Source organism: Clostridium formicaceticum (assembly GCF_001854185.1).
Classification (GTDB): Bacteria; Bacillota; Clostridia; order Peptostreptococcales; family Natronincolaceae; genus Andreesenella; species Andreesenella formicacetica.
The window spans coordinates 2,857,467-2,870,801 of record NZ_CP017603.1; the positions used below are offsets into that span (position 1 = coordinate 2,857,467).

Annotated in this window: 27 protein-coding genes; 23 read left to right on the forward strand and 4 right to left on the reverse strand. The window is 32.3% G+C overall.

The annotated features are described in order from the left end of the window. Positions 1-79: 79 nt before the first annotated feature. The gene (locus tag BJL90_RS12740; protein ID WP_070968596.1) at positions 80-529 is read left to right on the forward strand and encodes a hypothetical protein; all 450 of its coding nucleotides are present in this window, start codon (positions 80-82) and stop codon (positions 527-529) included. A 71-nt stretch (positions 530-600) separates the two neighbouring features. Here the strand turns inward: BJL90_RS12740 and BJL90_RS21960 are convergent, their stop codons facing one another. From BJL90_RS21960 to BJL90_RS12755, 4 genes are all read right to left on the reverse strand, one after another. Next, positions 601-756, reverse strand: a complete 156-nt coding sequence (locus tag BJL90_RS21960; protein WP_156778778.1) for a hypothetical protein — start codon at positions 754-756, stop codon at positions 601-603. Positions 757-986: 230 nt separating this feature from the next. Then, positions 987-2,552 (reverse strand): recombinase family protein, encoded by a 1,566-nt coding sequence (locus BJL90_RS12745; RefSeq protein WP_070968599.1) that lies wholly within the window; start codon positions 2,550-2,552, stop codon positions 987-989. Positions 2,553-2,569: 17 nt separating this feature from the next. Beyond that, positions 2,570-3,043, reverse strand: a complete 474-nt coding sequence (locus BJL90_RS12750) for an ImmA/IrrE family metallo-endopeptidase (protein ID WP_070968601.1) — start codon at positions 3,041-3,043, stop codon at positions 2,570-2,572. A 23-nt stretch (positions 3,044-3,066) separates the two neighbouring features. Then, positions 3,067-3,684 carry a helix-turn-helix domain-containing protein gene (locus tag BJL90_RS12755; RefSeq protein WP_070968604.1) on the reverse strand — a complete coding sequence of 206 codons (618 nt, stop codon included), beginning with the start codon at positions 3,682-3,684 and terminating at the stop codon, positions 3,067-3,069. A gap of 229 nt (positions 3,685-3,913) precedes the next feature. Between BJL90_RS12755 and BJL90_RS12760 the strand changes: the two genes are divergently transcribed. From BJL90_RS12760 to BJL90_RS12840, 22 genes are all read left to right on the forward strand, one after another. Beyond that, the gene (locus tag BJL90_RS12760; protein ID WP_070968607.1) at positions 3,914-4,150 is read left to right on the forward strand and encodes a helix-turn-helix domain-containing protein; all 237 of its coding nucleotides are present in this window, start codon (positions 3,914-3,916) and stop codon (positions 4,148-4,150) included. 28 nt (positions 4,151-4,178) lie between these two features. Further along, the gene (locus tag BJL90_RS23190; RefSeq protein ID WP_081561980.1) at positions 4,179-4,715 is read left to right on the forward strand and encodes a BRO-N domain-containing protein; all 537 of its coding nucleotides are present in this window, start codon (positions 4,179-4,181) and stop codon (positions 4,713-4,715) included. A 15-nt stretch (positions 4,716-4,730) separates the two neighbouring features. Beyond that, complete coding sequence (locus BJL90_RS12770) at positions 4,731-4,919, forward strand: hypothetical protein (protein WP_070968610.1); 189 nt, start codon at positions 4,731-4,733, stop codon at positions 4,917-4,919. Positions 4,920-5,033: 114 nt separating this feature from the next. Next, a complete protein-coding gene (locus BJL90_RS23070; RefSeq protein ID WP_257786385.1) occupies positions 5,034-5,156 on the forward strand; it encodes a hypothetical protein in 123 nt (40 codons plus the stop codon). A gap of 26 nt (positions 5,157-5,182) precedes the next feature. After that, complete coding sequence (locus tag BJL90_RS22415; RefSeq protein ID WP_169824217.1) at positions 5,183-5,350, forward strand: DUF6906 family protein; 168 nt, start codon at positions 5,183-5,185, stop codon at positions 5,348-5,350. Next, the gene (locus BJL90_RS23140; RefSeq protein ID WP_070968613.1) at positions 5,350-5,598 is read left to right on the forward strand and encodes an AbrB/MazE/SpoVT family DNA-binding domain-containing protein; all 249 of its coding nucleotides are present in this window, start codon (positions 5,350-5,352) and stop codon (positions 5,596-5,598) included. Before BJL90_RS22415 ends, BJL90_RS23140 begins: the two co-directional genes overlap by 1 nt. Positions 5,599-5,602: 4 nt before the next feature. Beyond that, the gene (locus BJL90_RS12780) at positions 5,603-5,800 is read left to right on the forward strand and encodes a hypothetical protein (RefSeq protein ID WP_070968617.1); all 198 of its coding nucleotides are present in this window, start codon (positions 5,603-5,605) and stop codon (positions 5,798-5,800) included. Next, complete coding sequence (locus BJL90_RS12785; protein WP_070968620.1) at positions 5,793-6,089, forward strand: hypothetical protein; 297 nt, start codon at positions 5,793-5,795, stop codon at positions 6,087-6,089. Before BJL90_RS12780 ends, BJL90_RS12785 begins: the two co-directional genes overlap by 8 nt. Before the next feature lie 45 nt (positions 6,090-6,134). Continuing rightward, positions 6,135-6,344 carry a hypothetical protein gene (locus tag BJL90_RS12790; protein WP_070968623.1) on the forward strand — a complete coding sequence of 70 codons (210 nt, stop codon included), beginning with the start codon at positions 6,135-6,137 and terminating at the stop codon, positions 6,342-6,344. A 217-nt stretch (positions 6,345-6,561) separates the two neighbouring features. Then, entirely contained in the window at positions 6,562-7,314 is a 753-nt protein-coding gene (locus BJL90_RS12795) for a rolling circle replication-associated protein (protein WP_070968626.1), read from the forward strand. Positions 7,315-7,333: 19 nt separating this feature from the next. Then, positions 7,334-7,498 carry a hypothetical protein gene (locus BJL90_RS21965; RefSeq protein WP_156778779.1) on the forward strand — a complete coding sequence of 55 codons (165 nt, stop codon included), beginning with the start codon at positions 7,334-7,336 and terminating at the stop codon, positions 7,496-7,498. 18 nt (positions 7,499-7,516) lie between these two features. After that, the gene (locus tag BJL90_RS12800) at positions 7,517-8,032 is read left to right on the forward strand and encodes a Holliday junction resolvase RecU (protein WP_236904911.1); all 516 of its coding nucleotides are present in this window, start codon (positions 7,517-7,519) and stop codon (positions 8,030-8,032) included. A 439-nt stretch (positions 8,033-8,471) separates the two neighbouring features. Next, a complete protein-coding gene (locus BJL90_RS21970; protein WP_156778780.1) occupies positions 8,472-8,636 on the forward strand; it encodes a hypothetical protein in 165 nt (54 codons plus the stop codon). A 6-nt stretch (positions 8,637-8,642) separates the two neighbouring features. Beyond that, positions 8,643-8,867: a hypothetical protein gene (locus BJL90_RS12805; RefSeq protein WP_070968629.1), complete on the forward strand. Its 225-nt coding sequence runs from the start codon at positions 8,643-8,645 to the stop codon at positions 8,865-8,867. A gap of 39 nt (positions 8,868-8,906) precedes the next feature. Next, positions 8,907-9,533 carry a sigma-70 family RNA polymerase sigma factor gene (locus tag BJL90_RS12810; protein WP_070968632.1) on the forward strand — a complete coding sequence of 209 codons (627 nt, stop codon included), beginning with the start codon at positions 8,907-8,909 and terminating at the stop codon, positions 9,531-9,533. A gap of 19 nt (positions 9,534-9,552) precedes the next feature. Next, the gene (locus tag BJL90_RS12815) at positions 9,553-10,347 is read left to right on the forward strand and encodes a hypothetical protein (protein WP_070968635.1); all 795 of its coding nucleotides are present in this window, start codon (positions 9,553-9,555) and stop codon (positions 10,345-10,347) included. Positions 10,348-10,359: 12 nt separating this feature from the next. Continuing rightward, entirely contained in the window at positions 10,360-10,593 is a 234-nt protein-coding gene (locus BJL90_RS12820) for a hypothetical protein (RefSeq protein ID WP_070968638.1), read from the forward strand. A gap of 14 nt (positions 10,594-10,607) precedes the next feature. Beyond that, a complete protein-coding gene (locus BJL90_RS12825) occupies positions 10,608-11,021 on the forward strand; it encodes an RNA polymerase subunit sigma-24 (RefSeq protein WP_205684240.1) in 414 nt (137 codons plus the stop codon). A 141-nt stretch (positions 11,022-11,162) separates the two neighbouring features. Beyond that, on the forward strand, positions 11,163-11,309 hold the full coding sequence (locus tag BJL90_RS21975) for a hypothetical protein (RefSeq protein WP_156778781.1): 147 nt from the start codon (positions 11,163-11,165) through the stop codon (positions 11,307-11,309). A 178-nt stretch (positions 11,310-11,487) separates the two neighbouring features. Then, complete coding sequence (locus BJL90_RS12830; RefSeq protein ID WP_070968645.1) at positions 11,488-12,036, forward strand: hypothetical protein; 549 nt, start codon at positions 11,488-11,490, stop codon at positions 12,034-12,036. 112 nt (positions 12,037-12,148) lie between these two features. Then, positions 12,149-12,634: a hypothetical protein gene (locus BJL90_RS12835; RefSeq protein ID WP_070968648.1), complete on the forward strand. Its 486-nt coding sequence runs from the start codon at positions 12,149-12,151 to the stop codon at positions 12,632-12,634. A gap of 244 nt (positions 12,635-12,878) precedes the next feature. Then, the gene (locus tag BJL90_RS12840) at positions 12,879-13,277 is read left to right on the forward strand and encodes an HNH endonuclease (RefSeq protein WP_070968652.1); all 399 of its coding nucleotides are present in this window, start codon (positions 12,879-12,881) and stop codon (positions 13,275-13,277) included. The last annotated feature ends 58 nt before the right edge of the window (positions 13,278-13,335 follow it).

Genomic DNA, 13,335 nt, shown 5'->3' on the forward strand with positions numbered 1-13,335 from the left:
CTAGAACCGTAAATGTAGCCCTTAGTATACCAAAATTTAGAGGCATATATTGATAAACAAAATGGTGGGAGGCAGCAAAATGGCACAAATTATCAGTTTAAATGATTATAAAATTACGAAGCAAAGACAGCTTATTAACAACATGTACCACTTTTTCAATGAAGGCTTGGAGAATCAATTGGATAATATATTAATACAGTTTGAAGAAGCGTTTGCTAATTTATGTAATAAATATGATTTTCATCATGAAAATGTTGCTTATTTTAGATTACCCATAATTACTTTCATTGTAACAGTATTTATAAAGAACAGTGAAGTGTGTGATTTTTTTTCTGAGGGATTAATATTAGATAATGATGAAAATAAATATCTATTTAAAAATACACTTGTTAGAGTATTGGAAGCCTTTGAAGATAATTATCATAGTAACAGCAATAAGCTTTTAATAGAAGAAGAAATAGAAAATATTATTGAAAAAGGAATAAAAAACTTATTAAAAATTATGCCAGAAAATATTTATTTAGTGTAATAAAAAGACTTCTAGTGGGTTTGCTAGGAGTCTTTTTATAGATATTGAAGAAAGATTATATGTATTTTTAGCTACTTTGTAGTTGCAATAGATTTATCTGAATAAGTTTTAATAGTTTGTAGTTCCCTAAATTCTTTATGCTTAAAGCTTAACTCCTTTAGGAATAGCAGTAAATCACTAGACTTTCCTATAAAACATATTCTTTTCTCACTTGTTAATTTAAACATACTATTCCCTCCTTAAAAATAAATTATTTTAAATATTTATACCCAATTTTGTTTTTTAAAAACTTACAAAGTCGAATCAAAAAATGAGAATATGCAGAAAACCAACGTTAAAGGGGGGACTAAAACGTTGTTCATCATATTCTCATTCTTAAATAGATTATTGCCGAGTATTAGGAAATTATACATGCTGAAGATTGATTAAAAGAGTAATTTAATAGAAATCAGGTTATTCAACATAAAAAAACCTTTAAGCTCATATTTAAATATGAGTTTAAAGGTTTTTCTTTTGGTGCCGTGGAAGTGGATGCAGACGTACGCACACAGTTTAATTCTAGCCTTTGAGTAATATAATCCATTAAAAATTCAACAAATACATCATCTTTTGAGACTGTTACCCTCTTAACAAATTTTCTAATGAATTTTGAACACTCTTCTATGTTTCTTTCTTCAATACTGGTTTTGTACCTACCTAGCAGTTCCGTAATCGCATCTTCAGGTATAAGGTATGTGTTTACTGAATGTTCTAATTCTATCAATTCAAAAGACAGATCTCTTTTAACTTGTTCTAAGTCTTTTAGCTTTTCTGTTAAAGCTTCTGATAGTCCAATTGTAGATATAGCATTTACTATGTTAATTATCTCTGTTTCTACTCTTTTTAAGTCTTTTCTAATTAGAACCATATCATTATCTTTACCCTCAAAAGCAGCCCTTGCAAACTCATTAAGTTTTTTAGTTAGTCCTTTGATAGCTTTATCTGTAAAATATGTTTCATAAAGCTGATATAAAACAAAGTCTTCCACTGTGTCTTTCTGAATTGAATTTGGACAACCTTTAGCACATCGGTAATAATGATAATTATGGTAGCCGTTATTCCTTGTATTCCCATGCATCTTACTGTCACATTCACAATAAATAATTCCTGATAATAAATAAGTAACTTTAGCTCGGTACTTAGCTCTACTCTCTCTGTTGCTTTTCATTCTTTCTTGACATAGATTCCAGGTATTTAGATCAATTATTTTAGGCACAGCGTCTGGAATTCTAATTATTTCATCTAAGTCCTTCTGTTTTCTAGAATTACGCTTACCATACAGTCTAGGAGCTGTTTTGTTGTAAGAATAAATACCTATATATTTTTCATTGTTTAGAATAGAATGAAGACTATTCTTGGTAAAGTCTGCTCCCCTTTTAGTTTTATATCCTTTGAACTTCAAACTAGCAAAAATTTCTCCGTAAGTTTTTCCAGAAGCGTGCATATCAAATATTAATTTTACAACTCTTGCCTCAACCTCATTAATTACATATTTTTTATCTAGTACATCATAACCAAGAGGTGGTATGCCACCGTTAAATTCAGCTCTCCTAGCTTTAACTTTTAAACCCTTCATAGTTTCATTTGCTAAGTTTTCGCTGTAATATTGTGCAAAACTCTCTAATATGCCTTCCATAAGCCGACCTTCGGGATTGTCGCTTATAGATTGACCTGCATACTGAATTGATACACCTTGTCTTTTTAACTGTGCTTTATGGATAGCACTATCGTACCGATCACGACCAAAGCGATCTACTTTATGGACTAATACAATATCAAACAGTCCTTTTTTAGCGTCACTTAACATTTGTTGTAGTGCTGGGCGTTTATCAGTTTTCCCAGAAATAGCTTCATCGCTATATATTTTTATAATTTGTATATCGTGAGTATTAGCATATTTTTGAATCTCTTGTAGCTGGGCCTCAGTACTATCTACAGACTGCATATCTGAACTAAATCTAGTGTAGGCAACACCTTTTTTCATATGTATATCACACCCTTTTATTCAAAACTCTTATAAACATATAAAGGACTAAAAAATATCGTATATTCTCCTATAGTATAAGAATGACCATAGATTCCCTTAAAATGGTCTAATGCCGTTTCGATAAAATCTTCTGTTACATCAAGAAACTCTGCTAATTCATGACGATTTCTAACTCCTGCTTTAAAAGCATCTATAAATTGCTCGACTCTGATCAAGCGTTTTACTGCCCATCTACGAGCCTTTAATTCCTGCTTTCTATTTTCCACTTTGGTTTGATCGGTAATATCACCAACAGTGGTATAATGATGACCAAATTCCTCCGCTAAGACACATCGCTTTTCTTTTGTAATTTTAACTTTCTTACTGATAAGAATAACTTTAGCTACAGTTGTTTCCACATAAAAACCTTTTGAATCATCTTCTAAATCAGCTTGATCATAAATAATAATTTCTGGTTCCTCAATAAGTAATTTCTCATAACTATTCATAGATAATCCCCCTGATTATTCCATTACTTTTTAGTATTATTATTAGCCAGTGCGATTCTAATAGCTAGCTTTATTTTTTCTATTTCTTCTTCTGATAAAGGTCCTTCATGTCCGGCTCGGTGTGCTGCTAAGGTTAAAATTTTATCGTCATCAAGCATATTTGCTAGAATATTATCTACACCTTTTAATTCAATGGTTTCATTTACTCCATTGTTATTGTTTTTGTTTTCAGGATCAGGTTGTTCTTGTCTTGCTAGAGCTATCCTTAACGGTTTAGGATGCATCTTCAGAGTTTGAGCTATTAAATTTATAATTTCATAATCCTTATCATCTGGTGTTTTATCATCTAAGGTTTTTAAATACATCAAAGGAAGATTAGTTTTTTCAGCTAGCTCCTCTAATGACATATTTAACTCTTTTAACCTGCTTTCAATTAAACAACTAACTGATTTAGCCAATAGATAATCTACTGAAGTATTTAAAACTTCTGCTATATTTTCTAACATGTTTAAACTTGGGTTATATCTACCGTTTTCTACATCACCTAAATAAGAACGAGATATGTTTGCTCTTGAAGCTAATTGACTTTGTGTCAAACCTAAACTGTTTCTTATTTTTTTAATACGCTGACCTATTTGCATAAAATAAGCTCCCTTCCGTTAAATGACGAACATACCGACTTTTTTCTATTATAGACATTTTTTGCCGGAAATACAATATCAAAATTGACGGAAATACAATTAATCAAAAGCGAATTGACGGATTAACAAGTATTTACTACGTAATTCGCAAATTTAATTTAAAATGCTTATTTTTAAGTTTTTACACAATGACGGAAATACAGTACAATAATTTTAGGAGGTGAATGACATGGATAAACAGGAAAAGAAAAAAATTATAGGTAGAGTGATCAGTGATAAAAGACAATCTAAAAAACTTACACAGTTAGAACTTTCAGAGCTTACAGGTCTATCAAGAAACTATATATGTGATATCGAAAATGGTAGATATATGCCCAGTTTAGATGCCTTAACAAAATTAGCTTTACCTCTAAACATCGATCTTAATTTTTTGCTATCTATGACGGAAATACAATTCAAATACTAGGGTTAAATAAATTGAAGGAGGTGAAAAAATGAAGGGCTTAAAAATTTTTAATAGCCAAGAATTTGGACAGGTAAGAACATTAATTATTCAAAATGAACCTTGGTTTGTAGGTAAAGATGTAGCTGAAGCATTGGGGTACGCAGAACCAAGAAGTGTCATATCAAAGAAGGTGGATGAAGAGGATAAAGGTGTTGCTAGAATGGAAACACCTTCAGGAATGCAAGAAATGACCATCATCAATGAAAGTGGATTATACTCTCTAATATTGTCATCCAAATTAGAATCAGCTAAAAAATTTAAACGTTGGGTTACATCAGAAGTGTTACCTTCAATAAGAAAAACTGGAAGTTATTTGCTTAATTATAAACCAAAAGCCACCAGCGTAGGAGAAGTAGCAAGTCTAATTAAAATTCTTAAAGTTTCGATGAAAGATCAAGGTAGTGCTGCACATGAAATTACTTCTATGGAAAAAATGATCTGTGAACAGTTTAATATCGATTTACCGGAAAACTTTGTAAAGAAACCAGCATACATGCAATTGACTCTTACCTTACCAATTGAATAAAAAAGAGGTGAAATCATGTGTAAAACAACTGAAACTATAACCATTTACACTCAACATAAACTAAATAGGCATACTGGAGAAGTCATAAGGTCAAATCCTGTAGAGCTTACGGAAGAACAGTTTTTAGATTGGGTGGAACCTGCAATACCTCATTTAGTTAGGATTCTACTTGATTCAATGAAAGATAGAAAGGAAGTGAAATAGATGGTAGCACTGACAATTTAAAATGGTCCATTGAAAAAATTACAAGAGAAAATAGAACAGATGAAGGAGCAGTTCATGGAGGAAGGTGCGGAAATTACTTTTTAAGACGATACATTGCTTCAAGTTAAGTTAGGAGATACCGCTATAAGTTACAGGATTAAAAGCGAAGCAGATATTGATCGATGCTTGAGAGAAAATGATGAATATTTATTATTTCAAGAAGTTGCAAAACCTTAACTGCATATGAAGAGGGGGGAAATTAGTTGAAACATGGAAAGAGGCTAACTAAAAAACAGAAGTTGTTTTTAGCATCAAAGGGGCTAAATCCAGAAAATTGGCTATCTGTAAAAAACACTTCTGAGAAAATGGTGTTTGTACATAGGCAGCGTGAAAAAACTAGGACTTTCGATAAAAAAGGGGAGGGACTGTAATGAAATCAACAGGAATTGTAAGGAAAATTGATGATTTAGGTAGATTGGTAATACCTAAGGAAACTAGAAGAAACTTAGGCATAAAAGAGGGGGATCCAGTGGAGTTTTATGTTGAAGATGAAAAGATCATTATTCAAAAGTTTCAAAGGCAATGTATTTTCTGTGGCAATCAGGAAGATCTAAAGTTGGTATTGGATAAGCCAGTATGTGCTAGCTGCCTAGATACTATAGGCAAGGAAAAGGAGTGATAGCATGTTTCAAATGTGGGGACAGGCTAACGCTTATGCAAGATTTTTACTGCTGATATTTTGGACATCCCCAGCATGGTTCAGTGTAGCAACGTGGATTTTTTGCAAGAAAAAAGCCCCTGTCACCGCCAAGCAAACAAGGGCTTTAAAAAACACTATTAATCGTATTTTAACAGATCAGGAGGGATTTATCAATGGATAAACTACAAACGGTTCTAGAAACTCGACAAAAATTTGTTAATGCATATAAAGAAAGTTTGATTATATCAATTGATGGTTCACGCGGTAAAATACATTGTGCCAAAGAATATTTTAAAGAATTGATCTTAGAACATTCTGTGAAATTAGTAAATGATGGCACAAATAAATATCCCATTCGAGCCAGTATTATAATCCAAGAAATTGAGTTCTTTACTTTATGGGAGGAAGAAGAATTCAAAGAAACCTTCCCAAAGTTGATTTCACAAGTGGTTAGAAAAGAAACGGTATGATGCGTCTATCAGAAATGGAACAAAATCAAAAGGGTTAATGATAATATGAAAAAATTACTAAATAAAGTCAGGATTATTAAATCCTCAGAAGCAACCTACTGGTATGCAGCTTCCATAGGAATTGTTCTCGGAGTAGTTGGAATTTGGAGAGGAAATTATATGACGGACCATAAGGAAAAGAACGGCCTATACATGGTGGACTTTAAGGATTGTGAAATCATTGAAGATAAAAGTTATAAGCAAAAAAACATATAAAAGCACATTACACTCTCAGACCAAATAAGCGTAATGTGCTTTTTAATAAAAAACATGCAGGTCCTTTCGTCCTCGTAATAGGTATTATCTTATCAACGATAATAAAAAAACAAAGGAGAGATTAACAATTAAGAAATAAATTCAATAAACAATAAATTCTATTTTTCCTATATCCATAAAGGGATTATGGGGGGACCAAAAGGGGACGGGAAAAGAGATGCCATACAGAGAGAAAAAAATATATTCTGGAGAAATGTTTGAAGCAGAAATGTATCCTATTTCAAGAGAAGAAAAAAAACAGCCAAGGACAAAAAAAGAAAAACTAACAGTACCAAAGCAAAAAAACCTGAATAACAAAAATGCTGTGAAACATTTAATTAGATTATTGAATAAAAATTTTACAAATAGAGATCTAGCAGTCCATCTTACATATACAGAAGAAAACATACCTATGAGTGAAAAAGAGGCAAGAAAAGATGTAGCAAATTATATCAGAAGAATAAATCATTACAGGAAGAAAAATGGATTACCTCCATTAAAATACATAGCAGTAATTGAGTACAGAGAAAAAGAGGAAGAAGGAAAAACAGTTAGACTTCATCATCATATTGTAATGAGCGGTGACATGGATAGAGATAAAGTAGAGGAGCTTTGGGGAAAAGGAAGAGCCAATGTAAAAAGATTACAATCTGATGAATTTGGATATGAAGGACTAGCCAGATATATATCCAAGGATCCTAAAGGAAGAAAAAGATGGACCCAATCAAAAAACTTGAAACAGCCAACAGTGAGGGTGAATGATAATAAATTCAGTAGAAAAAAGATAGAAGAAATAGCAAGAAACCCAGAGGATAAAGAATTTTTCTCTAAGCTATATCCAGGATATATTTTGAACTCTTGCAAGGTAGAGGTAAATGAAATCACAGCTGGGATTCATATACACGTGAAAATGAGAAGGCTGCAAATATAAAAAAAGGGAGGTAAAAGTAATGAGTCAAGTCAGTAAAAGTTGTGGAGGTTGTAATTTTTTCAACAAAGGTCAGCTGGTACCAACGATAGGAAAATGCTTTATTACTGGTGAGACCAAGAAAGCTAATGAATACTGCACAAAAACAGAATATTACAGACCAAAGGATCAAGAGGCAACTCATTAGCCAGAGGAGGGCATAAGGTTGAAAAATTATTGTATGGCCAATAAGGGAATGTTCTTTGAAAGAGAAGTTATAATGGCAAATCATCAATACAAAGAAAGAGGAATTGCTTTAATACAAAAGATCAGTACTCCGTGGAAAGTACTTAGAGAAGGCAAGAAAATAATATCAGCATTTCCTGAGGGAAAAAGCACATTAGACTTCAGAGGTACCGTATCAGGAGGAATTTCCATCTCGTTTGATTGTAAAGAGACAACGGAAGAAAAGGGGCTACCTTTACAAAACATAGAAGCTCATCAAATAGAGTACATGAAAAAAGCCATAGAGGTAGGAGAAATCACATTTATATTATGCTGCATCCTACCACGTGATAAGCGGTTTTACATAAAAGGTGAAGTTGTCATAAATCATTGGGATAAGTGGCAGGGAAATAAAAGAAAGCATGGATATAATTATATTCCAGTAGAAAAAATGCTAGAGGTTAGATCTAAGCAAGGGATCGTGTTAAATTATTTAGCTGTATTGGATAAAGAGTAGTTTTTAGATTATGTGACATTATGTACCTTAGTGGGGTTCTCTAGGAGTAATTGCTAGATACATATAAGAAAAAAGAATTGTGTTAATTATCGTAGATAAAGATGTTGTCTTATCATAAGTAAAACGCAAGAAAAATATAACAGATAACACTATTACTACAAGTGCTATTTTATATTTGGTAGTTGAGCCAAAAAAATTCACTAACTTGGTTTTATATGAGTATTTTCTTTCAAGCATATAGAGGAGTGATATGGAGAGGCTTGGATAAAAAAATAGTGATAGAAGATTCATAACAAACACAACCCTTCAAACAAAATGTAAGTTAATTATAGCATAGCAATTTTAAATACACTATGCATTAAAATAAGATTTAATGTCGCACTTCAAGATTTACTTGAAATAGAATTTTGAAATTATTAAAGAAAGAGAGGTCTTAACAATGAACGATTTCGGACACTGTTATTATTGCGGTGAAGGAATTATGTTAGATTACCCCAAAGAGGCTACACCAGAAGAAAAAAATAAAGTGGCAACCAAATTCTGCAAATGCCCACAAGCAAAGATGGAAGCAGATAAAGAACTTGAAATAGAGAGGGCAAAATAGAGGATCGTGCAGCTCTTCGGAGAAAATGCAACAGAAATGGGTCTTAGTCCTATTCCAAAAGAAGAAATTCACAATCTGATGAATAGAGTTGTTGAGTTAATATCTAATCAATTCATTAGAGGATGTACCATTGAAATTAACAGTGTAACCAAGGCTAAAATCTCAGTCTCATCAAAAGGCAAAATTAACATTGAACGGGCACAGGCCATAAAATATAAGCTTGAAGCTTAGTGATTAATTGAAACAACAGAAAAAGGGGGGTATAGGGAAATGTTATCGATAAAGTATCCTCAAGTATTAGAAGAAAGTGAACTTTTAAGATTATTCCGGGAGTATAGAGAAACAAGAAGTACATCCATAAAAGCCAGGTTGATTAAACATAATCTTAGATTAGCTTCATATGTGGGAAACAAGTATAAAAAAGATGATGATGATGTATTTCAAGTAGCTTGTATCGGTTTAACTAAAGCAGTAGAAACCTTTGATCCAGATAAAAAAGCAAAATTTAATACTTATGCCATTAGATGCATGACCAATGAAGTATTCATGTATTTCAGAAAAGACAAAGATTATGGTAGAATTCAAGTTTATTTAGACAAAGAGATCATCAATCCTCAAGATGGTAGTAGCACAGCAACTCATGAAATTATACCCAGTGATATGAACTTAGAGGAAGACTACATGGAAAAAGTTCTACTAGAAACAATCATAGAGGTATCAGATGAACTAATTTTAAAGAAAAATAAAAAACATCAAGAAATTATAAAGCTTAGGCAAAATGGAATGAGTCAAGTAGAGATAGCCAAAAGATTTAATTTATCTCAATCCTATATATCTCGAATAGAAGCAAAGCACTACAAGGAGTTAAAAGTGAAAGTAGAAGCTATTTTTAAATAAAAAAAGAGGGCAGGGAGCTATGGAGACTAAGGAAATTAAGCACGAAGAAGCTGTATCTATAATTCGAACCAGGCAGCCGCTAGGAAAATTCTATGAGTTTGATGGTCATCGTGATGTTTACATAGGAATTGACAACAGTACTGGGGATGCTCAGACAGAAGAATTTGAAAATGTAGCAGATTGTATCACATGGCTACAGGGTAAAGATGAAACTTATCTAGAGGGACAAGAGTACCAACTAGAGGAAGGCAAACAGGTGTTGGACTGTATTATCCTACAAGAATACGAAAGCTATATAACTATGAGAGAAAAGAGCAAAGGGTATCCTGTAACGATTGAAAAGTACAAGTTATTGAATGGGCAAGCAAGATTAATCAAGAAAGGGGAGGATGACGTGGCAAGGGTAAAAAAAGATCCAGAGGTTTATGAAAAGGTGAAAGAATTGGCACTAAACACAGACATGACAGCAGGTGAGATCAAGAATGAAATAGGGATATCTTGGTCGACAGCTCAAAACTATATCAATAAATATAGAGAGAACCAACATAAGGCTGAAAATGAGAAAAAAGTAGAGGTAGAGGATGATGAAAAACAAGAGGCACAAGAAATAGCAGAGGAAGAAAACCAAGAAGAAAAAGAAGAAAGGGATACAGTCTTACAGAGGATGTTCATAGGAAAACTCACAGGAACCCACTACAGTATCAAGAAAAATGGCATCATCATAGAGGAAGGATTTCATAACGCACTGATATGTAAAGACACCTTAGGGGCTATTATTCAGGAATTAGAAGAGATAAAAAAGATGATAAGTTAAGAAGGTGATTCAGTGAGTATACTAAAGTGTTCTTGCTGTAAAAGGTTCTCCAGAAATGCTATAGGGCTAATCGTCATTGGAGACAGATCCTACTGCAGCAAGTGTATAAAAAATATAAGAGTTAGGAAAACAGGAAAGAAAGTTAAATACTATACAAACGTGGGAGCTAGGTGCTTTGTGCAAGCAAATGGATACATAATAGAGGAATATCATGTAAAAGAGCTAAGGATAGGTAATGGGGCATAATGGGGGGTGCAGAAATGACTAAGAAAAAACTTCAACAGATAAAGGGATTACATAGCGAAATAGAAATGCTAAAAAACCAAATAGCTAGCATAGAGCCTCAAATGACTTCTGACAAAGTGAAGGGTTCAACGTTAGGTCATCCATACATACTTCACGAGATAACTATACACGGGATAGATAAAAAATACTATAACCGTAAACGAAAAAAGTATGAGAAAAAGTTGCGGCAAAGACTAACGGAATTAGAAATACTAGTTGAGGAGATAAATGAATTTATAGAAGGGGTAGAGGATAGTCTTACTAGACAGATATTGATACTTAAATATGTAAAAGGGTTGAGTTGGGAGCAAGTAGCAGCGTACATAGGTGGGGGCAATAAGGCTGAAAGCCTACGGAAAAGAGTAGAAAGATTTTTAGGCAAAAACTGAAGTTGTCCCGATATGTCCGTTTTACATGTGCTAATATGGTATTAAGGAAAGATATAACCCGTCCCCCTTTATTATTAGAAACCCTGTTCAAGTTGAATGGGGTTTTTGTTTTATTATTTATTTAATTTGGGGTGATTTGCCATGGAGAGGTATAGGGTAAAGGCAAAGTTTGATCAGGGTAGAATTGTATGTATATCTCAAATTTTCTCTACTGATTGCTGTGAGAAAGATAAGTATGAGGATATAGATTTGTATATAGATAGTAAATACGAAGGGGTTAAGGACTGAATGACACATGATTCGCATAAGAAGAACAAGAGGAAGACTAGGCAAAAGAGCTGGAGAAAAACTTGGATATTGTTGGGTTTAAAAGTATATACGAATCATACCTTAAACTTTAGAGGATTTGGTCAATCTATGTAGAAATATTAAGTAATGCAAGAAATGGTAAAATGAGGGGGATTACATGAGGACGATAAAAAAAGCATTGCTTATTTATATAGAGAGAATAAGTTTAATGGTGTATTTAATAGCAAAGTATACATTCGTTTGGGGAGCAGCGGCAGATATATTATCCATGGCTTTAAGCAAATTAAGCAATATACAGATAAACGAAGTATTAAGTTTAAATATCAAAAGAAAAACACTAAATCAAAATATTAGTTTCAAAATGTATTTTAAAACATGGAAAAAAGACTATTATAAAAATAGAGATGAACTTCAAAAAGAGCTAGACAAATATAGTTTAAACGATTTAAAAACAGAAAAATTTCATAAATATGAAAATGCTGTCTTTAAGTGTAATACAAATTCGCTTTTCTATAGAAAGCATTTAAAAAAACTAGGGAATAACCTTTTAATTGATGAAAATTCTACAACAGAGAAAACTCAAGTTTATGTAAGGTTGAATTTCATTAATTCATGGGCACTATGGAGAAATTCTTTTAGCAAAGAGTTTTGGAGATTTATTTTTAAAAAAGTGATCTTGAAAGACTATTATTTTAAAATTAATTGAAATGGTAAATAAAATATCGAAATGGATTTTTGTTTAATTGTCGAAACTTGCTATCGAAAGATAGAGGAATCCACGTCTCAATAGGTAATATAATATGCAAGGAGGGAGGATTATGAAAAAAAAGATATTAATTTCAGTATGTAGTATTTGTATTTTATTGTTACTGTTTGCTCGCTTATCTAGACCAAATGAAATTACATACAATATTGAATTACCTCAGAATGAGTTAAATACTGATATTTCACTAAACCAGCAGCTTAATGTGTATAAAAATGAAGTTGAACAAATGTATCGAATACATCTAGATGTTTTGGATAAAAGGTTTAATATGTTTTTAATGATAATAGGAATTGCTGTTACTACTTGGATTGGATTGAATATTTATAATGCAGTTGAAAAAATGGAAGTTGATATGCTTAAAAGAGATAAGGAAACATTAAAAGCAGATATGGAAGCTATAAAACTCGAACTAATTGATGTAAAAAGTCAATATCAGGATTATACTAATAGGCTTGCTGAAATAAAAAATGAATATGAAAGAATAAGTGAAGAAATAGAAAAATTAAAAGAAGATGGGGTTTTAGCAAAATTTGGTTAGAAAATAAAAAATCAGTATAGATTAAAATTGAACATAATTAGGCACTCAATATGAGTGCTTTTTATTATGCAGAAGGAGATGATGATATGGCAAGTACAATAAAAATAATAGGAATTCTATCATTTACACTTATCTTGTTTATCATTACAAAAAACTATGAAACACTAATGTTTGCATTTCTAATTTTACTGTTTCTAAAAGATCGATAAGCCAAACCGGTTCTTTTTCTTTTGGAGTTGATAATATGCCACAAAAACCATTAAGACCTTGCAAAAAGGCGGGATGTAGAAATCTAACAAGAGAAGGCTATTGCAAAGAACATAAGCAGCTTGAATTACTTGATAAGCAAGAAAGAAATAAATATTACGATCAACAGGTCAGGCATAAAAGAGATAAAAAATATACGGAGTTTTATCATAGTAAAGCGTGGGGAATAGTAAGACAGCAAGCATTAATAAGAGATAATGGATTATGCCAACACTGTTTAAAAGAAAATAGAATTACCCTAGCGGATATGGTACATCATATTAAATCGATTAAGGCTGCATGGCATTTAAGATTAGTGCTGAGCAACCTTATTTCTTTATGTAATAGCTGCCATAACAAGATAGAACGGAGGGAGGGGGCACCTGAAAAGTTTTAGAGAAGTTTCCAGAAACCGATTGGCCTCCTTCGTGTGAGATTTTTTCCCAAAATGAAAA